General features: G+C 64.9%; 20 protein-coding genes. 17 read left to right on the top strand and 3 right to left on the bottom strand.

Features of this window, described 5'->3' with window-relative positions; translation table 11 throughout:
- Nucleotides 1–127: 127 nt before the first annotated feature.
- From BGP00_RS16610 to BGP00_RS16600, 3 genes are all read right to left on the bottom strand, one after another.
- Nucleotides 128–931 (bottom strand): DNA adenine methylase, encoded by an 804-nt coding sequence (locus tag BGP00_RS16610; RefSeq protein WP_292694364.1) that lies wholly within the window; start codon nucleotides 929–931, stop codon nucleotides 128–130.
- A gap of 175 nt (nucleotides 932–1,106) precedes the next feature.
- Entirely contained in the window at nucleotides 1,107–2,213 is a 1,107-nt protein-coding gene (locus tag BGP00_RS16605) for a phage portal protein (protein WP_292694362.1), read from the bottom strand.
- Nucleotides 2,214–2,239: 26 nt separating this feature from the next.
- On the bottom strand, nucleotides 2,240–4,150 hold the full coding sequence (locus BGP00_RS16600) for a terminase family protein (RefSeq protein WP_292694359.1): 1,911 nt from the start codon (nucleotides 4,148–4,150) through the stop codon (nucleotides 2,240–2,242).
- A 151-nt stretch (nucleotides 4,151–4,301) separates the two neighbouring features.
- On the opposite strand from BGP00_RS16600, the gene BGP00_RS16595 reads away from it, so the two are divergent.
- The 17 genes from BGP00_RS16595 to BGP00_RS16515 all read left to right on the top strand — a co-directional run bounded on the left by BGP00_RS16595 (nucleotide 4,302) and on the right by BGP00_RS16515 (nucleotide 19,244).
- Nucleotides 4,302–5,153 carry a GPO family capsid scaffolding protein gene (locus tag BGP00_RS16595; protein ID WP_292694356.1) on the top strand — a complete coding sequence of 284 codons (852 nt, stop codon included), beginning with the start codon at nucleotides 4,302–4,304 and terminating at the stop codon, nucleotides 5,151–5,153.
- A gap of 47 nt (nucleotides 5,154–5,200) precedes the next feature.
- Entirely contained in the window at nucleotides 5,201–6,328 is a 1,128-nt protein-coding gene (locus BGP00_RS16590; protein ID WP_292694354.1) for a phage major capsid protein, P2 family, read from the top strand.
- Nucleotides 6,329–6,401: 73 nt separating this feature from the next.
- Nucleotides 6,402–7,187: a phage terminase small subunit gene (gene gpM, locus BGP00_RS16585; RefSeq protein ID WP_292694352.1), complete on the top strand. Its 786-nt coding sequence runs from the start codon at nucleotides 6,402–6,404 to the stop codon at nucleotides 7,185–7,187.
- Between the two features lie 105 nt (nucleotides 7,188–7,292).
- Nucleotides 7,293–7,784: a head completion/stabilization protein gene (locus tag BGP00_RS16580; RefSeq protein ID WP_292694350.1), complete on the top strand. Its 492-nt coding sequence runs from the start codon at nucleotides 7,293–7,295 to the stop codon at nucleotides 7,782–7,784.
- Entirely contained in the window at nucleotides 7,781–7,996 is a 216-nt protein-coding gene (locus tag BGP00_RS16575) for a tail protein X (RefSeq protein ID WP_366522344.1), read from the top strand. The genes BGP00_RS16580 and BGP00_RS16575 overlap by 4 nt, the downstream gene beginning before the upstream one ends.
- A 6-nt stretch (nucleotides 7,997–8,002) precedes the next feature.
- Nucleotides 8,003–8,503 (top strand): phage tail protein, encoded by a 501-nt coding sequence (locus BGP00_RS16570; protein ID WP_292694348.1) that lies wholly within the window; start codon nucleotides 8,003–8,005, stop codon nucleotides 8,501–8,503.
- Nucleotides 8,493–8,969 carry a phage virion morphogenesis protein gene (locus BGP00_RS16565; RefSeq protein WP_292694346.1) on the top strand — a complete coding sequence of 159 codons (477 nt, stop codon included), beginning with the start codon at nucleotides 8,493–8,495 and terminating at the stop codon, nucleotides 8,967–8,969. The genes BGP00_RS16570 and BGP00_RS16565 overlap by 11 nt, the downstream gene beginning before the upstream one ends.
- Nucleotides 8,970–9,158: 189 nt before the next feature.
- On the top strand, nucleotides 9,159–10,751 hold the full coding sequence (locus tag BGP00_RS16560) for a DUF6438 domain-containing protein (RefSeq protein WP_292694344.1): 1,593 nt from the start codon (nucleotides 9,159–9,161) through the stop codon (nucleotides 10,749–10,751).
- Between the two features lie 324 nt (nucleotides 10,752–11,075).
- Entirely contained in the window at nucleotides 11,076–11,924 is an 849-nt protein-coding gene (locus BGP00_RS16555; protein WP_292694341.1) for a baseplate J/gp47 family protein, read from the top strand.
- Nucleotides 11,914–12,552 (top strand): phage tail protein I, encoded by a 639-nt coding sequence (locus tag BGP00_RS16550; RefSeq protein WP_292694339.1) that lies wholly within the window; start codon nucleotides 11,914–11,916, stop codon nucleotides 12,550–12,552. The genes BGP00_RS16555 and BGP00_RS16550 overlap by 11 nt, the downstream gene beginning before the upstream one ends.
- Nucleotides 12,552–13,715: a hypothetical protein gene (locus BGP00_RS16545; protein WP_292924322.1), complete on the top strand. Its 1,164-nt coding sequence runs from the start codon at nucleotides 12,552–12,554 to the stop codon at nucleotides 13,713–13,715. Before BGP00_RS16550 ends, BGP00_RS16545 begins: the two co-directional genes overlap by 1 nt.
- 10 nt (nucleotides 13,716–13,725) lie before the next feature.
- Entirely contained in the window at nucleotides 13,726–16,896 is a 3,171-nt protein-coding gene (locus BGP00_RS16540) for a hypothetical protein (protein WP_292694335.1), read from the top strand.
- Nucleotides 16,896–17,156 (top strand): hypothetical protein, encoded by a 261-nt coding sequence (locus BGP00_RS16535; RefSeq protein WP_292694333.1) that lies wholly within the window; start codon nucleotides 16,896–16,898, stop codon nucleotides 17,154–17,156. Before BGP00_RS16540 ends, BGP00_RS16535 begins: the two co-directional genes overlap by 1 nt.
- On the top strand, nucleotides 17,143–17,385 hold the full coding sequence (locus tag BGP00_RS16530; protein ID WP_292694331.1) for a hypothetical protein: 243 nt from the start codon (nucleotides 17,143–17,145) through the stop codon (nucleotides 17,383–17,385). Before BGP00_RS16535 ends, BGP00_RS16530 begins: the two co-directional genes overlap by 14 nt.
- Nucleotides 17,369–17,971: a lysozyme gene (locus BGP00_RS16525; RefSeq protein WP_292694328.1), complete on the top strand. Its 603-nt coding sequence runs from the start codon at nucleotides 17,369–17,371 to the stop codon at nucleotides 17,969–17,971. The genes BGP00_RS16530 and BGP00_RS16525 overlap by 17 nt, the downstream gene beginning before the upstream one ends.
- On the top strand, nucleotides 17,968–18,510 hold the full coding sequence (locus BGP00_RS16520; RefSeq protein WP_292694325.1) for a hypothetical protein: 543 nt from the start codon (nucleotides 17,968–17,970) through the stop codon (nucleotides 18,508–18,510). The genes BGP00_RS16525 and BGP00_RS16520 overlap by 4 nt, the downstream gene beginning before the upstream one ends.
- A 173-nt stretch (nucleotides 18,511–18,683) precedes the next feature.
- The gene (locus BGP00_RS16515) at nucleotides 18,684–19,244 is read left to right on the top strand and encodes a phage baseplate assembly protein V (protein ID WP_292694322.1); all 561 of its coding nucleotides are present in this window, start codon (nucleotides 18,684–18,686) and stop codon (nucleotides 19,242–19,244) included.
- The last annotated feature ends 35 nt before the right edge of the window (nucleotides 19,245–19,279 follow it).

The raw sequence follows: 19,279 nt of genomic DNA, 5'->3' as shown, positions 1-19,279 counted from the left end.
AGCCGCATTAAAGGCCGGACACATGGCCGCACCGACCACCAAGTGCACACGCTCACCAAACCCCTTGCCAACGGAGAGCCGTCCACACATGGGCGCCACCCGCCCTTCCACGGTGGCGCCCATTCCCTCACCCGCTGATAATTACCTCCCGCCCCTCCATCGCCTTGGCCTGACCGCCGATGGTATAGCGCACACCAACCTCCTCGATGTCGAACCCGGCAAAGATCCGGCGTACCTCGGACCGGTCGTTGAGCGACAGGATAAACCGCCCGCTGATCCCGCGCAGCACATCGGCCATCTGCTCGAATTCCTCGCGCCCGAACATGCCCTTGCCATAGTCGCCTTCGCAGCCATGATAGGGCGGATCGAGATAGAACAGCGTCCCCGCCCGGTCATAGCGCGCGACAAAATCCGCCCAGGGCAAGCGCTCGATCACCACACTCGACAGGCGCTCATGCACTGCCTCGACCATCGGCCCCAGCTTTGACACATCGAATCGCGCAGGGCTGGCGGGCGAGATCCCGAAACGCCTGCCCGCCACTTTCCCGCCAAAGGCACAGCGCTGGAGATACAAAAACCGCGCCGACCGCTCCAGATCGGTCAGGCTTTCGGGCGGCAAGGCGGCCAGCTTCTCAAACCCCGCGCGACTCGTCACCTGCCAGCGCAGCATGTCCATAAACGGCTGATAATGCCGCTGCACCACGCGAAAGAAGGTGGAAACGTCTTCGCTCCAATCATTGATGACCTCGGCATTGGGGCGCCGGTCGCGCCGGAAAAACACCCCGCCCATGCCGACAAACACCTCGGCATAGGTGGTATGCGGCACGGCATTGATCCGCTCGACCAGGCGGCGCGACAGATTGCGCTTGCCCCCGATATAGGGCGCCAGCGGGCGCACCGGCGCCACCTTTTCCGCCACCATTGCATCCATGTTGAAAGAAACCGGATTCGACTCTTGCATGCTCAAACTCTCATAGGCCCGCCGCCAGCGTTGGCACGGCGGGATGGACCCAGGACGGGCCCGATTGGGACATGACGAAAGCAACTCGTCGGATTGGGGCGCGCCAACGCCCCATCCCCCGCCGCATTCACCGGCGGGATGGATTTCAGGAGCGCCGCGCGCTGCTTGCACCACCGGCAGGCACAATGGTTCCGTCCTGCCGGATCAACCGCCCATCGGCGCAGGTCCAATCGCGGAAGGAAAGCAGCGCCACCCCGAACCAGTCATTCATGCGCAGCATCCGGCGGATGATCGGCACGATCTCGGTCAGGTAAAATGTGTCGATCGCCTCGCTCACCTTGCCAAAGCCACCGCTGTTCTGCGGGATGATCCCGATCAGCGGCGGCGGCATCCGATGCGCGGCCAGCATATCGTCCCGGCTGATGTTCTTGACCGCCGTGAACTCGTCATGCGCGGTGATGTTGCCGATCGGCAGGATCTGGACGCCGTCCTTCTTCCCGCCGGGCGAGTAGATCAGCATGTTCTTGAAATTGCCCGCGCCCTTGGACTGGCGGATCTTGTCGGTGATCGTGTCGACCATCTCCTGATCGGCCAGCGGATCGTTGATGTAGAGAATGAAACCCGCATGGTTGCCGTTGAGGTAATAGCGGCGGCGGAACAGCGTGGCGTTCTCCGAGAGCAGCGCCGATTGCAGTGCCGACAGCCATTCGGGCAGGCCATAGATCTCCTGCGCCACATCAGGCTGCATCAGATGGAACACGCGGCCGGGCGCAAACTGATGCTCCTGCCCCAGCGCGCCATTGACGAACCAATAGGTGTCCGCCGCCACGCCCGCGCGCGTATGCACCGCCGGGCTATGCTTGGCCGCCGCGATCCGGCCCGACAGGTTGGGTACGTTCTCCAGATAGCCATTGCCCATCTGGACAAAATCCAGGGCGAACCGCTCGAAATCATCGGCACCGAGCCAGCGCGATGCCACCATCTGCGAGACCAGCAAATTGACGCGCAAAGCCACCGCGCTGCGATGATAGGGCGTGGCGTTGAACACCTGCGCCAGCTTGCCCATCGGCAGCGGTGGTTCATACCAGCGCCCATTGTGCCAGACCTCGAAATAGGCCGACAGTTCGCGCCGGTCGAGCACGCTCTCGGCATCGCCAAAGGTGAACACATCGCCGCGTAGGGGCGCAGCTTTTGCGGGCGCACCGGCCTCCTGCTCGATCAGGGCCACTTCGGTGGAAGGCGCATCGGTCATCAATCGGCTCCTCAATCGTCGGCTTATTAATCATCTGACGTCGCCACTCGGCCTCGGCTCGCTCCACTGGCGGCCCCGGCATCGAGCGGTTCATTGGAAAGGGCGTTGAGCAAAGCCCAAGCAAGGTCGGCATGGCCGATCTCGCCATTGCGGCGGGCGACATAGGTGACGCCCCGCCCGCTGCCGGTCAGCGCGGGCCGGATCGCCATCAAGGCCGCCATCAGGTCGGTCCACTGCTCATCGAACTCGATGCGGCCGGAATTGAAGACGTTCTGGGCTTTCACCACCAAGGCCGTCTTGCTGGCCACTGAATATTCGATCCGCCGCGCGCGCGGGAACCAGCCGACCACCAGTTCATAGACCGCCTGCCCCGCGCCGGTGGTATCGATGGCGATATCGGTGACGTTGTACCGGGCCGCGATATCCCTGATGAAATCGGCCTGCCCCTGAAAATCGCGCCCGTTGAGCCGGTATTTGGCCAGCACCCGGAACTTGCCCTTGCCGGGCTGCTCAGGCGGCGCCAGCACCACTAGCGCGGCATCATCGCGCCCCTGCTTATTGGGATCGTACCCCAGCCACACCGGCTTATCGCCAAAGGGCCGCCCACCCGCCACCTCGGCCAGCGCAGGCCGGAAATCGCGCCAGCGATAGAAGGCATCGACCCGCGCGGGCGCAATCCGGCTGAAGGGAAAGCTGCTCTCGCTGTCATCGACGAACTGGCAATTGTAGAGGTTTTCAAATTCCTCTTCGCTGCATTCGCCGCGCAGTTCCTCCTTGTCGATGCGCCCGCCAGCGCCGCCCGCAATGGCGTCGTCGAGCGTGACCATCTGGCACCAAGAACCATCGGGCATGATCGCCCCGGCGCGCAGGTTCTTGTGGCTGATGTCAAAGGGCCGCTGATCGCCCTTCTTGCGCCCCCGGTTCCATTCCTCGCCGCTCCAAAAGGCATAGGCTTCATGGGTTTTGGTCGATGGCGTCGAGAAATAGGTGCGCTTGTAGATGGTGAGCGTTGCCATCGCGGCGGCCACCTTGCGCAAGCGCGCAAAGCCGTGGACCCAGAAGAATTCGTCGAAATAGAAGTCGCCGCTTTCCCCCTGCGCGGTGTTGCTGTTGGTCGAGAGCGGATAGAGCCCCACCCCATCCAGCCGGATCTCGGCCTTGCCCGCCTCCTCATCGGCGGGATGGAGCCCCGAGAAATCCAGCATCAGCGGATTGCCCTTGAGATCGACGCCGGTGACGCGCTTTACCCATCCGGTGATCTCGCGGATGAACTTCTTCGCCTGCCGCTCGCTGGCCGAGAGGAAGATCTGGTTGCGCGGCTGCTCGCCATGGAGAACCGCCTCGCCGATCTTGGCCATGGCCTCGCGCGCGAAATAGGCGGTGGCGCCGATCTGGCGGCTCTTGAGGATCTTGCGGGTGCGCTGTTCGCGCTGCTCCCACCAGCCCTCCTGATAGTCATCGCACCATTCGTGGAAGTCGGTGAGCAGCGCTTCCCAATGCTCAAGGCTAAGGAAATTCTTGCGCTTGTCCGCCCGCTTGGCCTTGGCCTTGTCATCGTTGCGGCGGCCCACTGCCTCGTTGAGGTCGCCTTCCTTGCCGCTCTCATTGTATTTGCGGATGCGCGCGGCGGTCTGCATCTGGCGCATCAGAAAATCGACGCGCTTCATATCGCCTTCGGTGAAAGGCTCCTTGCAAAGGTAGGTCGCCAGCTTGGCCTCAAGGTGATCCTCGACCACCTCGAGCGGGCTGTCGGCATCCCAATCGCCCCGCCGCTTCCAGCTGGCCACCGTGTTGTAATTCTCGCCCAGTTCGCGCGCGATATCGGCCAGATCCCAGCCGCGATGGAACAGCGACTTGGCCTCGCGGCTCTTGGCGCGCGTCACCTGTCGGCTCTGGGTCGGGGCTGCGTCATCATCGGGGGCGGGTTTTGGGGTCATGATCCTGCCATGCCCTGATCGGGGGGGGCCGCGCGCCGGGGTGCCGGTGTAACCCGCCGGGTTACTGTGCCCGCGCGTTGCAGGAAGGCCGGTTGCCGTGGATTTCAGGGGTCAATGCTGATCCGCCCCGCCAAATCCCCGGAGTAACCCGATGAAGACCAAGCCCTTCCTGCTCGCCACCGCCGGTTCGACGGTCGATGGCCGCGAGATTTCTGAAACTGACATCGAACAGATGGCCTCGAGCTATGATCCCAAGACCTATGGCGCGCGGGTCAATATCGAACATATCCGGGGCATCAGCGGGCAATCGCCCTTCTTCGCCTATGGCGATGTGGATTCGGTCACGGTCGGCGAGACCGAGGTCAATTTCAACGGCAAGATCGAGAAGCGCAAGGCGCTGTTCGGCGTGCTGGACGTAACCGACAATGCCAAAGCGCTCAACGAGGCCAGCCAGAAGGTTTACCCCTCGATCGAGATCCTGCCCAATTTCGGCGGCAAGGGCTTCTCCTATCTGGGCGGTGTGGCGCTCACCGACAGCCCGGCGGCCATCGCCACCGAGCGCCTCAAGTTCAGCCGTTTTCAGCCCGGCGCCATGGTGCTGGCCCGCGAGGAGGCCGCCGCGCTCGAATTCGCCGATGACGGCGCCGCCACCGAAAGCGCCAAGGGCCTGCTCGAAAGCATGAAGGGCATGCTGGACAAATTCACCGCCAGCTTTGCCCCCGCACCCAAGCCGGAAGACAAGCCCGAAACCAAGCCCGATGGGCAGCAGCCGGCCAGCCTCGATTTTGCCGCCCTGCGCGGCGTCTTCGAAGAATTCGGCACGACCGTCACCACCTCCATTGAAGGGCTGCGCAGCGAATTCCGCAACGAAGCCGATGCCCAGGCGCTCAAGCTCAAGAAGCTCGAGGACGCGCAGGAAGGCACCCCGGCCCACAGTTTCCAGCGCCGCCCGATCGCCGATGGCAGCAGCCACGCCAGCGCCGACAGCAAATACATCTTCTGACCCTGCCCTCCCAAGCCCCGCACCCCAATGCCAAGGAACGCAGCTTCATGTCTCAAATCCACACCCTTTCTGATCGCGGGCGCGGCGCGCTGGATCAGCTTCTCGCCAACATCGGCAGCGCCAACGGCACCCGCAATGTGGCGCGCAATTTCTCGCTTTCCCCCACCAGCGAGCAGCGGCTCGAGGATCTCCAGCGCGAGAGCGTCGGCTTTCTCCAGCGCGTCAATGTGATGGGCGTGCGCGACCTCCAGGGGCAGGTGATCGGCCTTGGCACCTCGAATATGATCGCAAGCCGCCAGAGCCGCAGCAATCTGCCGCGCAAGCCGCGCTATGTCGGCCAGATGCAGGACCGCAAGTTCCAGCTCTATTCGACGCTGTTCGACACGATGCTGCCCTGGGAAGTGATCGACGCCTGGTCGAAATTCCCCGACTTTGCCGCGCGCTATGGCCGCCATGTTGCGGTCTCGGTGGCGCTCTCGCGGATCTCGGTGGGCTTCAACGGGCTTGAGGCGGCCGAGGATACCGACGCCGAGGACAACCCGCTGGGCGAGGACGTCAACATCGGTTGGCTGCACAAGCTGCGCCTTGAACGCCCCGACCATGTCATGGGCCGCGCCACCGTCACTGCTGGCGGAGTCACCACTGCGACGGGCGCCGCCGCGCCGATCTACATCGGGCCGGATGCCAATCATGCGCAGGGCGATTACAAAAACATCGATGCCCTGGCCTATGAGCTGATCGCGGGCATGCCCTCCTATGCGCGGGCCAGCACCGATCATGTCGTGATCGTCAGCCAGGATCTGGTGGATGAAAAATACTTCCCGATGATCAACCGCCCGCTCTCCGACACGATCGACGGCGGCAAATCGACCAGCGATCAGGTGGTCTCCGACCTCATCATGTCGACCAAGCAGATCGGCGGGCGCCCGGCGGCGATCGCTCCCTTCTTCCCCGAAGGCACGATGGCCATCACCCCGCTGGGCCGCGCCAATGCGCCCGACAGCTCGAACCTCTCGATCTATTATCAGGAAGGTTCGCGCCGCCGCTACATCAAGGATGAGCCGGAAAACATGGCGGCCCTCGTCGACTATAACAGCGTCAACGAAGGCTATGTGATCGAAAGCACCGATTACATGACCATGGCCGAAAACATCACCTTCGGCGCCCGGCCGTAACACCCCCCGTCTTGCTGACACTCCCGCCCGCTGGCCCGCGCGTCGGTGGGCGGTCATCACGAAAGCCCCGCTTATGGTCTCCGCCTTTCGCCGCCACCAGATGCGCGTGCGCGCCCTGCAATCGGGCGCGGCCCAGCCTGATACGGCCCCTGCCGCCGCGCCCGAACATGCGCTCGATACGCCTCTTGGTCAGGAATATGCCGCCCTGCGCGTGGCGCTCCATGACAATCTGCGCTCCCTCTCCGACATTGCCAGCATTGAGGCCCGAAATCCGGTCAAGGTCGAGATGGCCCGCACCTTCGCCCCATGGATCGAGGGCGTGCTGCAGGCAGGCGAACAGGGGCAGGCCGCGCAGGATGAGATCTTGGTGTGGAACCTGATCTGGGCCATCGACTACCGCGATTGGGACTATGCCCTTCGCCTTGCCGCCCATGCGATCCGGTTCAATCTCACCCAGCCGGAACGCTACAACCGCACCATCCCCTGCTTTGTGGGCGAGGATATCGCCAAGCTGAGCCTCGACCAGCAGGAAGCCGTGCCCCATGAGGTGCTTTGCCGCGTCCTCGCGCTGATCGAGGGCCACGACATGCCAGACCCGGCCAAGGCCAAGCTGCACAAGGCGCTGGCCCGCTCCTTCACGCGGCGCGCCGATGCCTTCGACCCCGCCGCCGACAACGCGCCTGCCGGTGGCAAGGCGGCCTATCTCTCCGAAGCGCTCGACCACGCCCGCCGCGCCCACCAGCTCGACAGCAGCATCGGCGTCAGATCCGATATCCGCAGCCTCGAAAAGGCCCTGCGCAAACTTGCCCCCGAAGGCGCGGGCGGGGATGCGGGCGAGGATGACGAGGAAACCGAATAACCAGTTCGCCCCACGGCGGCGGGGGGCGGTTGGCGCGGACGGCGCCCTTTGTGACAGCCAGCCCACACCATCCTCACCCCCCGTTTGAACGCAAAGGCCCCGCCCATGAGCAGCTTCACCCCCACCCCCATCGCCCCGCCCGATGCCGATGACGCGCAGGTGGTAGCCGATGGCTGGTTCCCGCCGGTCAAACTGGCCGATGTGCGCGAAGGCATGAACGTCGGCGGCGGCGCCATCACCCAGCTCCAGCTCACCCTTGCCATCGAGGGCGGCATGCTCTCGGCCCTGCGCCAGCTTGCCGCATGGCGCACCGCCCGCGCGCTGGCCGGGGCAGCAAACCTTGCCGATGTCACCACCGACACGCTCAACGAAAAGAACCGCGCCGAGCTGCTCTGGACCCGCGCAGTGGGCTATTACGCCGCAGCCGACATCGCCGCAGGCAACCGCGATATTGCCTCCTCCGACAGCGGCCTTGCCCGCGCCTCGGAAAAGGCTGCACTGGCCGACGAATACCGGCGCGAAGGCCATGCCGCGATTGCCGACCTGCTCTCCATCGGCGGCTCATCGGTCGCGCGCAACCGCGTGGAGATGCTGTGACCCAGACCGCCACCGCCATGGACGGCGAAACCGTGGATGAGATCTGCCACCGCGTCCTGGGCAAGACGGCGGGTGTTACCGAGCAGGTGCTGGGCCTCAACCCCGGCCTTGCCGAGTTGGGGCCGCGCCTGCCTGGCGGCACGGCGATGATCCTGCCCGATGCCGCCGAGGCGCAGACCGCCACCATCGATATCGTGCAGCTCTGGGATTAACGCGCCATGCTGAAAATCAACCTCCTGCGCGATGCCCTGATGAAGGCGATGCCCGAACTCAAGGCCGCGCCCAAGAACCTCATCATGTGGGTGGATCGCGGCAAGGTGCAGTCGCGCGACACCGACGATCTCTCCTTCGCCTTTGAATTCCAGCTCAACGTCCTGCTGGTTGAATTCGCGGGCGATATCGCCGACTTCGCTCTTGCCCTCCTGATCTGGCTGCGCACCAACCAACCCAATGTGTTCGCCATGGGGGCTGACGCCTTCGACTTCGAGGTCGACATCCTCGACAATGGCAAGGCTGATGTGCAGATTCGCCTGCAACTACGCCAAGGCGTGGCCGTGGATGAAACGCCCCAAGGCGCCAAGGCCCGCTACCTGCCCGAGCCCGATCCGCTCTTTCCCGACGATCTGCCCTTCGGCGGCCTCGATGCCGACCCAATCCTGACCTCCATCACTGTCAATGGTGAGGATCTGCCGCCATGGGGTGTGGTCGATGGCGGATGATCTCTCCCGCCTCGATGAATGGTTTGGCCGGATCGTGGCAGGCATGGAACCGACCCAGCGCCGCAAGGCTACGCTCAAGCTGGGTCGCCTGTTGCGCCAGGCCAACCTCAAACGCATCGCCGCCAACATCGATCCAGACGGCGCCCCCTTCGCCCCGCGCAAGCCCCGGCGCGATCTGCGCGGCCGCCTGCGCAAGGGTGCCCGCGGCAGGATGTTCAAGGGCCTGCGCAAAATGGCCAAGTGGCGCATCGATGCCGCCGCCGATGGTGTGGAAATCAGCCCCGTCACCAACACTGCCGACCGCGTAGGTTCCGTCAGCCAGTTCGGCCTCACGGTCACAGTAGGCCGGGGCCGCGATGGCCGAAAGATCCGCGCCAAATATGCCGAGCGGCGGTTGCTGGGCTTTGGGCGGGAGGATGAGGATCTGGCGTTGCAGGTGGCGGGGGAAATGCTGGAGGCGGAGTGAGGTTAGGCCGCCCAGTCAGCGGATGGCAGCAGTCGACCAACTCTCGCCGTTCCGATGTACCGAGGTAAACGTCCGCTAGCGCCGAAACCTTCCGTTGGCATATGGTCGCATACCCGCTCCGATTGCCCCTTTCAAAACAACGGTTCAAGTCTTACGCTCTCGCTATAACTGGGATGAAAGGAAGCCAACTTGCACCGTATCATTGCGATGCCCTTTGCCTGTCTTCTCCTTTCTTTGGCCTCCGCGACATGCAGCGCCGCTGAGACTGCCCCCACCGTCGGCTTCTACAAGCTCGACGATTTGAGAATTTCCGGTGCGACGAGCGTCGTATCAGTCAAATCAGGCTTTTCCGACCTGGACCTGCTGGTCACAGTCGACACTGCGGGAAACGTCATCGACGCCAAGCCTATCGACAACTTCCAAAAGCTCGATCCGGCACCAGCGCTTGCGCTCGTGAAAAATTGGAAATTTCGTCCTCCTACATTTGAAGGCAAGCCCGTCAACGCTATCGGAAGGGTCAGCATAGAATACAACATGCAGGCCACGCCCCCTAATCCCAAAGCGACTTTCCCGACCAGCGCGGCGCCAAATGAAACTGCCATCGCGTTGGATCGCGGCGCCTGTTTCGGCTCATGTCCCGATTATCATGTCAGCATTCGGGGCGACGGTCTGGTCGAATTCAGCACGAGAGAAGATCACCTTAAGGGGCAGGCCGCCGAGGTCCACCTGCAATACAATGGACACAACGTTTTACTTCCCGGGCACCACATAGCGCGCGTTGATCCAGCGGCTGTTGCGGATTTGCTCGAACAATTCCGCAAGGCACAGTTCTTTGGGTTGAAGTCCGAATACTTCTATGGCGCTACCGATAATCCGACGCAGGTTCTCGCCCTCCAGATTGGCGCAAACCGAAAGGTCGTGACCGATTATATCGGCACTCAGGCCGGAATGCCTCAGGAGGTCAGGGATCTTGAAGCGGCGGTGGACAAGGTGGCGGGCACCGAACGCTGGGTGAGCGGCAATGCCGAAACTTTAATCGAACTGGATGCGGCTGACTTTGACTACCACTCGAAAGATGCGGGTTTGTTGGCGGCCGCAGCCGCCTGGAAACTCCATGACTATCGCCCCGCTCCCGGAACCGAACAGTTGATCATCGAAATGGTTAAGCGCGGGGTAGAGTTGAGCATGCCCATCGAACAGCAAACGCTGGGGTCGATCTTGCTGCAGGCCGCGGCGCAACGCGGTAGTGATCCGTTGTTTAACGCGCTTGTCGCGCATGGGGTAATGAACACTGTCTCGAAATCAGCGCTGAATGAAGCCTTTCTGACTGTAGGTTGCAGCCCGGCGATTGGCAGAGCGCTCGTCAAGGCAGGAGCCGATCCTCGCGGCATGGGTAAAAATGGAACCGCCCTAACGGCCCTTCGATCCAGCTACTCGACTTGCGACGCCACGCCCGAAAAGACGCTGGAGATGGCGAGTGAGCTGATCCAGCTTGGCGTTCCCTTGGAGGCTCGCGACAACCTTGGCTGGACAGCCTTGATGGGCTGCGAATCCCCAGAGCTTGCACAACTTCTTTTGAACCACGGCGCTGATCCGAAGGCGCGGGCGAAAGACGGGACCACTACAGTTTTGGCCACAGACGATGATCGCGTTGCCTTGATCCTCTTGCGCGCTGGCGCCGATCCGCTGGCCCGAAATGACAATGGAACCGTGCGCGACCAAGCAGTGAAAGGCCATATGCCTGCTACGCTGGCATGGCTGGACGCGCACGGCATTCGTTGACGCCGCCATCTTTGCCCTTTCCGCCTGCTCATCATTCGGAACAACACCCTGAGCAATTCGATTCAACACGCTGGGCAACTTGAATGAAGAGCCGCTAAGCCTCGCCCTCCAATCCGTAGCAGCCCTTCCGGACTGTCCGCAGGCCTAGACATAGGAAGGTGGGCTTACGCGGCAAAACGAATGACCGGATTTGGTGAAATTAGTCAGTCCCAGTCGCGGCGCTGACCGGCAGCTATGTCCCACCATCTGCCTCCCTCCCCGTAACCCGCCGGGTTACACCCCCACGCCCTCCCCGCGCGCGCGAAGGGGCGGCACAACGGGGGCATGGCCACCAGCACCTCCGTCATCGATTTATCGCAACTCCCCGCCCCCACGGTGGTGGAGGCGCTCGACTATGAGACGATCCGCGCCGAGCTGATCGCCGATGTGCAGGAATTGCTGCCCACCTGGGACGCCGCCGTGGAGAGCGATCCGGCGGTCAAGGTGCTCGAGGTCGCAGCCTATCGCGAGCTGCTGATCCGCCAGCAGTTCAATGACCGGGCCAAACAATGCCTGCTCGCCTATGCGAGGGACGGCAATCTCGACCATCTTGGCGCGCTGCTGGGCGTCGCGCGCCTGCCGGGCGAACTGGACGAGCCCTATCGCTACCGCATCCAGCTTGCCCCCGACGCCTTCAGCGTGGCCGGGCCGGAATCGGCCTATGAATATCACGCGCTGTCCGCCGACAGCACGATCGCCGACGCCAAGGTCACCAGCCCCAGCCCCGGCGTGGTCCTGGTCTCGATCCTGTCCAAGACCGGCGACGGCGCGGCCAGCGCGGATCAGATCGCCAATGTCGAGGCCGCGCTGGCTGGCGCCCGCCCGCTTACCGATCAGGTCATTGTCCGGTCGGCCACCATCGTGCCCTACACGATCACCGCCGCCATCACCCTGTTCGACGGCCCCGATGGCGATGTGGTGATCGCAGCCGCGTTGGCGGGCGCGCAAGCCTATGTCGCAGCCGCCCGCCGCATCGGCCGCGACATCAACCGCGCCAGCATCTTTGCCGCCATCGGCGTGGCGGGCGTCTCCAATGTCGCGCTGGCCTCCCCGGCGGCGGACATGCCGATGGATGACACCCAATGCGGGCATTGCCTCGCCATCAACCTGACGGTGGCGGGCCGTGGCGAATAATCCTTCCCTTCTGCCGCCCAACGCGCGCCCGCTCGAACATGCGCTGGCCACATCGATGGCGCGCATCGCCGCCATCCCCACCCCGCTCACCGACCTTGTGCGCCCCGATGCGATCCCGGCGCCCATCCTGCCATGGCTGGCATGGGGCCTGTCGGTCCAGCGCTGGCGCCCGAGCTGGAGCGACGCCCAGCGCCGCGCCGCGACCGCGCAGGCGATCCCCAATGCCAAGATCCGTGGGAGCCGCGCCGCTGCCGAAGCGGTGATTGCCGACTATGACCCGCGCATCACGCTGACCGAATGGTGGGAGGCGGGCGGCTCGGGCGTGCCCTACACCTTCTTCGTCACCCTGCCGCTCGATGGTCTGTTCGACACGATCGCTACCGCCAGCTTCGCCGCCGAGCTCTACCGCGATCTGGTCCGCGTCAAACCGGCGCGCGCCCATTTCACCCTGCGCCAGACGGTTTCGTCATGGGCCGCCCTGCCCCTGTTCCCGATTGCCCGCGCCCTGCGCGCCGACCGCTTCGCCGCCGCCACCATCGGCCCCTTCGATGCCGATGAGATCAAACTGCAAACCGAGGATGGCGAGCCGCTCGAAGGCCCCGACGGCATCGCCTGGGAAGATCAATGATGGACAATTTCCAAATCACCCTCACCAGGGCGGGCCTCGGCGCGATCATCCGGGATGACGGCCCCGGCTTCATCACGGTGGTGATCGCCCAGATCGGCCTCACCGACGCTGAATTCACGGTCGCCAGCACGCTCACGGCGCTCCCCGGCGAGTTCAAGCGGCTGGACGTTTCGGGGCAACAGGTGGGCGATGATATCGTCCATATGGTCGCGCTCGATGCCTCGGACGATGCCTATACCTATCGCGGCTTTGCGCTCTATCTGTCCGATGGCACCCTGTTCGGCGCCTATGGCCAAAGTGGGCCGATTGCCGCCAAGGCCCAGCCCAGCGCGACCCATATTGTCGTCGATATCCACCTCTCGGGCGGCATGGCCGATGCCATCAGTTTTGGCGACACCAACTTCCTCAACCCGCCCGCCACCACCACCCGGCAGGGCGTCGTCGAACTGGCAACGGTCGAAGAAGCGGCAGCGGGCCTCGATCCCTTGCGCGCGATCACCCCGGCCACCGCCTATGGCGCGTTGCTTGACTGGCTGCGCGGGCGCAACATCAGCGTGGGCCTGATCGATGCCTATACGCCCAATATCGGCACCACCGGCGCGGTGCGCATTCTTGCCAACGGCCAGACCGGCAAGGCGATCCTGCAATGCCTCAATGTCGATGGCTCGCGGCAATTGGGCTATCTGCTTGTCGATGATACGGGCGCGGCGCAATGGCATGGCGGCCCGTTCAATGCCGATCTGCTGGGCGGGCATGACGCGGGGTGGTTTGCCGATATCGTCTCGCGTCTGGGCTATGTGCCCTTTGACAGCGCAGGGTTCACCGGCGCGGCGGTTAAAGCGGTGCTGGGCTATACGCCGCAGGACGCGGCCGACTTCTCCTTCGGCTCCAACGCCAGCGGCTACTGGCGCAGGATGCCGGGCGGCCTGATCGAGCAATGGGGCGAAGTGACCGCGGGCGAAACCGGTTCACCCCCTGCGCTCAACTTCCCGATACCCTTTACGGACCTTGCCTCGATCAATCTGCAGGTGACCGCCCGCGCGCCCAATATCGGGGCAACCAACGGCAACAAGGTGGGCGGCAACCGGGTCAGTCTGACCCAGTTCAACGTCTTCTCCGACGATCTCAACATGGACGTCTTCTGGCGCGCCATCGGCAAATAAGGAAACGCCAGTGGCCAAAATCACCAATCTTGACCAGCTGATCGCCGCGAATGTCGATGGCAGCGAAACCCTGCCGGTGGTCAAGGGGGCCAAGTCGTGGCGGGTGCGCCTGTCCGACCTGTTCTCCCCGCTCACCGCCATGATCAATGCCATGGCGCCAGCTGCCGCGCAGGGCGCCATGGCCGCCAGCAGCCTTGCCGCATGGGTGGACAGCGGGGCCGCTGTCACCACCGGCTATTCGATCAACGCCGATGGTCAGGCCGTCGCCGTCGCGGGCTATCAGTATCTTGATTATGTGCCCACCGGCGCAGACACCGCCTTTGCCGCGACGGGCACGGAAAACGGCAATGGCACCCAGCTCGCGCTCTATCTCTCGGCCAGCGGCGCCGTGCTGGGGCGTCAGTTCGTCGGCACAGGGGCCTCGGTTGCCTATGTCGATCAGCCGCTTACCCTGCCTGCGGGAACCGCCAAAATCCGCCTGTGCGGGGTGACCGCTGGCGGAGCCACGCTCTCGCTCAAGGTCAACCGCGTCACCACCGGCATCGCCAGCGCGGTGGCGGCCAACACCGGCGCGATTGCCGCCAATGCCGTCACCGCCGCGCTGGGCAAGGCGGCAGCCTCCAGCCTTGGCGCATGGGCCGATTGCGGCGTGGCGCCGGTGGCCGGTTCCTATGTCTCAGCCACCGGCGCGCTGGTCGCCAATGCGGCCTATCAGTATCTCGATTACACGCTGACCGGGGCCGAGGTCGCCCTGCGCGCGACCGGCACAGAAAATGGCGCGGCCACGCAATTGGCGCTCTATCTCTCGGCCAGCGGCGCGGTGCTGGGGCGCGAATTTGTCGGCACCGGATCGGCGGTGGCCTATGCCAATCAGGCGCTGACGGTGCCGAGCGGCACGGCCAAAGTGCGCCTGTCGGGCGCGACCTCCAGCGGGGCGGCCCTCGCGCTCCAGATCAAGACGGTGGTGACCGATCTGGCGGGCACGGTGGCGGCCAACAGCGCCGGGCTGGTCAGCCAGAGCGCGCTGGCCGCAACCCTCGCTTCCTCGCTGGCCTCATGGGCGGACAGCGGCGTGGCCGTGGTCACCGGCTCCTATATCAGCGCCTCGGGTGCGGCGGTGGCCGCTGCCGGGTTCCAATATCTCGATTATGTGGTGACCGCCGCCGACACCGGCTTCAAGGCCAACGCCACGGTCACCGGCACGGCCACGCAACTGGCGGTCTATCTCAACGCCTCGGGCGCGGTCATCGGCCTGCAGGGGGCGGGCACGGCCAGCGCCACCGTCTATGCCGATCAGGCGCTGGCGCTGCCTGCGGGCACCGCCAAAATCCGCCTGTGCGGCTCCACCTCGGGCGGCGCGGCGCTCTCGCTGTCGGTCAACCGCGTGGCCTCCTCGATGGCGGCGCAGGTGGCGGCCAATGCAACGGGCGTGGCCAATGCCATCGCCGCCGCCGCTGCGGGCCAGAGCGCGGCGGACAGTCTCTCGGCATGGGCCGACAGCGGCGGCGCAGTGGTGAACGGCTATTTCATTGACAGCGCGGGCGCGGCGCAGGCCAGCAGCTTCTACAAATATCTCGATTACACCGTCACCGGCTCCGAGATCGGCTTTCGCGCGACGGGCACGGAAAACGGCAATGCGACGCAATTGGCCCTGTACCTTTCGGCAGGCGGGGCAGTGCTGGGCCGCGAGTTTGTCGGCACCGGCACCAATGTGGCCTATGCCAACCAGACGCTTACCGTCCCCAGCGGCACCGCGAAGATCCGGCTGTGCAGCATCACCAGCGGCAATCCCGCGCTGGCCTTGCAGGTCAAGACCATGGCCACCGGCATCCCCGCCGCGCTGGCGGCGGCGCAGGCGGCCTCGGCCTCGGGCCAGCAGGCCGCCTCGGCCCTCTCGGTCTGGCAGACAGCCGCCGTCGCGCCCACCACCGGCTATTACATCAACAATCTCGGCGTCGCCACGGCCCTCTCGGGCTATCAATATCTCGATTACACGCTGGCGGGCGGCGAACTGGCTTTCCGCGCGAGCGGCAGCGAGAGCGGCAATGCCACCCAGCTTGCCCTCTATCTCAACGCCTCGGGCACAGTGCTGGGCCGCGAATTTGTCGGCAGCGGCTCGACGGTGGCCTATGTCAATCAGGTGCTGACCCTGCCAGCGGGCACGGCCAAGATCCGGCTTTGCGGCATCACTTCGGGCGGGGCCACGCTCTCGCTGCAGATCCAAACCATGCTCTCCAATGCGGGCCAGCGCATCCTCGATCTGGCCGCCAATGGTTCGGGCGCGCGCAACATCACCGTGGTGGGCGACAGCACCTCGGCCCAGCTCGCGCCCTATCTGGCCGCGCTCTATCCGGGGCGCACCACCTATGCGCAGGGGCTGGGCGGGCAGACCACCCAGCAGGTCGCGGCGCGTCTGGGCGCGGCGCAGGTCACCCTGGCGGCCTTCACGCTGCCCACCAGCGGCTCGGTGGCGGTGGTGCCCTCGGTCGATCTGCTCTCCATCGCCAACCGGACGGTGGCCGTCTCCTGCCGGGTCATGGTGCTGGGCATCCCCTGCAATCTGGTCTGCGCGGCCAGCACCGGGGCCTATACGCTCACCCCCACCGCCTATCCCGCCTCGGCCCTGACCATCCCGGCCGGAACCCCGATCACGGTGATCAGCGGTGTTTCGCAAAGCACCGACCCCAGCGCCGCGCCCTCGCTCGACACGATGCTGGCGGGCAATGTCGTGCTGCGCACCAGCCGCAATGACACAACGCTCCTCACCAGCGGGGCGGGCATGACCTCGGTGCTGGGCTGGATGGGCAGCATTGCCGCGCAGGTGGCCGCGCGCGGCGGGCGCCTGCTGCTCTGCACCTGCATCAACGGCAATTATGACATGCCCAGCGCCTCAGGCTTGGCCGGGGCCAATTCGGCCAGCGATGCGGTGGCCGATGCGCGCCTTGCCGCGATTGCCTCGCTCAACGCGCAGATGCTGGCCAACTGGCCCGACAAGGTGATCGATGTTCTGGGCAATCACATCCTGCGCGGCGGCGGCGCGGCCCGCACGGTCAACGGCAACACCTACACCGTGCTCGACCAGCCGACGATGCGCAGCGACGGCCTCCACGAAACCGACGCCACCGGCCTGCCTCTCACCGCCGCCTTTGTGCAGGCCTATATCAACGGGCGGGGCTGGTGATGGCCGCGCCTGATCCTGCCGCGCAGGCCTTTGCGGCGCTCCACACCGCTCCGCTGGCGGCGCAGATGCGCGGCTGGTGGGATGCGGTCCTTACTCTTCTGGTGATGCTGATGGTCTCCTTTGTCGAGGCCCTGCCTCACCTCATCCAGTTCGGCGGTCTGATCGTGGTGATCCTGACCGGCATCGAGAAACTCATTGCGCTCGGGTGGATCAAAAACCCCCGGCGCCAGCCAAAGGATGGTCCCGATGACCTTGGTTGATGACGCGCGTCAGGCATGGCGCTGGTGGTCTGTGCGTATGGCCGCGCTGGCCGGTGTGATCGCGGGCGCGCTGGTCGCGCAGCCCCAGATCCTGACCGCGCTGGTGGCCTATGTGCCCGAGCAATGGCGCCCGCTGGCCTCGGCTTTGGCCGGTCTGGTGGTCTTTGCCGCGCCCACTGCGCTGCGGCTGATCCAGCAAGGGAGCAAGGCCGATGGCAACGCAGCCTGACACCGGACAGGTCAAAAAGGGCGGGGTGGTGGTGTCGGTGATGGCGCTGCTGGCCCTGATCGGCTCGGCCACCACGCAATTGGTGCTGACCCAGATCCCAATGGAGGAATCGGGCCGCAAGGTGGCGGTCACCGTCTCGCCTCAAGCCGGGACCGCCACGATCACGAATATAAGCGGAAAGCAATATTTGCGAGTCTACCTCGATATGATCGGGGTAGCCACGGCCTGCGATGGGCTGACCGGAGAGGGCATCAAGGTGGGCAAGAGCTTCACCGAAGCCCAATGCGCCCAGATGCTGGTGGACCGCCTGACGGCTGACGGCGCGCATGTCATGGCCTGCACCCCCGGCCTCGCGCTCTCGATCCCTCGCCGCGACAATGTGCGCTATGCCGCGCTCAGTCTGGGCCATCATGTCGGATGGCCGACCTATTGCCGCTCGACCATGCGCCGCCAGATCAATGCAGGCCAGATTCGCGCCGCCTGCACTTCGCTCACATGGTTCAACAAGGCGGGCGGGCGCGTGGTTCCCGGCATCGTTGCCCGCCGCAAAAGGGAGCAGGCCATTTGCCTGAAGGACGCGGCATGATCCTTAAGCTCGCCTCCCTCGCCCTGTCCCTGCTCACCGGCTCGCTCTGGCGCTGGCCAATCGCACTCCCGCGCTGGATCTGCGCCAGCGCGGCACGCATCTGGGCGGCGCTGGCCATAATCGCGCTGGCCTTGGCCGGTTGGCAGGCCCACCGCGCCGCCCATTGGGCCGATACCGCGCGCCAGACCCAAACCGCGTGGGATGCCGAGCGCAAGGTCTCGCAGGCCGCCCAACATGCCGCCAAGGCTCAATCAAAACAGGACGCTCATGATGCCGACACAAACCACACCACGCTTGTCCAGGGCGGCGCTGGCCGCTTTGCTGCCTATGCTGTTGATCACGGCTTGCGCCAAAACACCGCCCATCGCCCCGGCCCCGTTCAGGCCGAGCCTCCCGCACTTCCTGAAAGCCCCTCCCCCGACGCCATCATGGCGGACATCTCCCGCGTCTGGATCACCCGCGCCGACTGGCTGACCTGCGACGCCGATTGGGCCTATGCGCAGGCGGCGCATGATTGGGCAAAGGGGATCGGTGAATGAGGATAATGAAATGGCGGTGCCCACACCCCCCAGCGCAGACACCGCCAAATGCGATCCCGATGGCTCGATCGGCCATGCCTGGGCAGATCCCCTATATGATATTTTTATATAATCAACACACCATTAACGGGACAAATTAACGAAATTGTCCGCCTGGAGCGAAGTGCCCACCGATGCGCTACGACGATGACGATATCCCCCTCGATCTTTCCACGCTGATCCGCCTCGGTGTGATCAGCGCCGTCACGCTCGATCCCCCGCGCTGCCGCGTCCGCTTTGGCGATCCCGACAGCGACGATGGCGCCATCGAGAGCCCGCCCATCCGCTGGCTGGCCCTGCGCGCTGGCGCCACCCGCCGCTGGTCCGCCCCCACCGTGGGCGAGGAATGCGTCCTGCTCTGCCCCGATGGCCAGATCGGCAATGGCGTGGCGCTGGCGGGCCTCAACAATGACAATCACCCGGCACCTGCCAATACGCTGGCCGAGCTGATCGCCTTCGCCGATGGCGCGGTGCTCTCCTATGACCCCGAGGCCCACCATCTGGCGGTCACCTTGCCCGACGGCGCCAGCGCGACGATCAAGGCCAGCACGATCACGCTGGACGCGGAGACGGTCCATGCCACCGGCACCATCACCGCCGATGGTGATGTGGTGGCGGGCGGGATCAGCCTTACCGGCCACCGTCATCCCAATATCCAGCGCGGCGCAGCAATGAGCGATCCGCCCGCCGCCTAAGCCGTAGGAGAATTTCGCTGGCGGGGAATAAAGAC

Origin of the sequence: Novosphingobium sp. 63-713 (assembly GCF_001898925.1) — a bacterium.
GTDB lineage: Bacteria > Pseudomonadota > Alphaproteobacteria > Sphingomonadales > Sphingomonadaceae > Novosphingobium.
This window is presented reverse-complemented; position numbering and strand designations above follow the sequence as displayed.

Excerpts from the sequence above, each read along its gene's own strand:
- BGP00_RS16610 (WP_292694364.1), bottom strand. The coding sequence starts at position 931 with ATGGATGCAATGGTGGCGGAAAAGGTGGCGCCGGTGCGCCCGCTGGCG.
- BGP00_RS16605 (WP_292694362.1), bottom strand. The coding sequence starts at position 2,213 with ATGACCGATGCGCCTTCCACCGAAGTGGCCCTGATCGAGCAGGAGGCC.
- BGP00_RS16600 (WP_292694359.1), bottom strand. The coding sequence starts at position 4,150 with ATGACCCCAAAACCCGCCCCCGATGATGACGCAGCCCCGACCCAGAGC.
- BGP00_RS16595 (WP_292694356.1), top strand. The coding sequence starts at position 4,302 with ATGAAGACCAAGCCCTTCCTGCTCGCCACCGCCGGTTCGACGGTCGAT.
- BGP00_RS16590 (WP_292694354.1), top strand. The coding sequence starts at position 5,201 with ATGTCTCAAATCCACACCCTTTCTGATCGCGGGCGCGGCGCGCTGGAT.
- gpM (WP_292694352.1), top strand. The coding sequence starts at position 6,402 with ATGGTCTCCGCCTTTCGCCGCCACCAGATGCGCGTGCGCGCCCTGCAA.
- BGP00_RS16580 (WP_292694350.1), top strand. The coding sequence starts at position 7,293 with ATGAGCAGCTTCACCCCCACCCCCATCGCCCCGCCCGATGCCGATGAC.
- BGP00_RS16570 (WP_292694348.1), top strand. The coding sequence starts at position 8,003 with ATGCTGAAAATCAACCTCCTGCGCGATGCCCTGATGAAGGCGATGCCC.
- BGP00_RS16565 (WP_292694346.1), top strand. The coding sequence starts at position 8,493 with ATGGCGGATGATCTCTCCCGCCTCGATGAATGGTTTGGCCGGATCGTG.
- BGP00_RS16555 (WP_292694341.1), top strand. The coding sequence starts at position 11,076 with ATGGCCACCAGCACCTCCGTCATCGATTTATCGCAACTCCCCGCCCCC.
- BGP00_RS16545 (WP_292924322.1), top strand. The coding sequence starts at position 12,552 with ATGGACAATTTCCAAATCACCCTCACCAGGGCGGGCCTCGGCGCGATC.
- BGP00_RS16535 (WP_292694333.1), top strand. The coding sequence starts at position 16,896 with ATGGCCGCGCCTGATCCTGCCGCGCAGGCCTTTGCGGCGCTCCACACC.
- BGP00_RS16530 (WP_292694331.1), top strand. The coding sequence starts at position 17,143 with ATGACCTTGGTTGATGACGCGCGTCAGGCATGGCGCTGGTGGTCTGTG.
- BGP00_RS16525 (WP_292694328.1), top strand. The coding sequence starts at position 17,369 with ATGGCAACGCAGCCTGACACCGGACAGGTCAAAAAGGGCGGGGTGGTG.
- BGP00_RS16520 (WP_292694325.1), top strand. The coding sequence starts at position 17,968 with ATGATCCTTAAGCTCGCCTCCCTCGCCCTGTCCCTGCTCACCGGCTCG.
- BGP00_RS16515 (WP_292694322.1), top strand. The coding sequence starts at position 18,684 with ATGCGCTACGACGATGACGATATCCCCCTCGATCTTTCCACGCTGATC.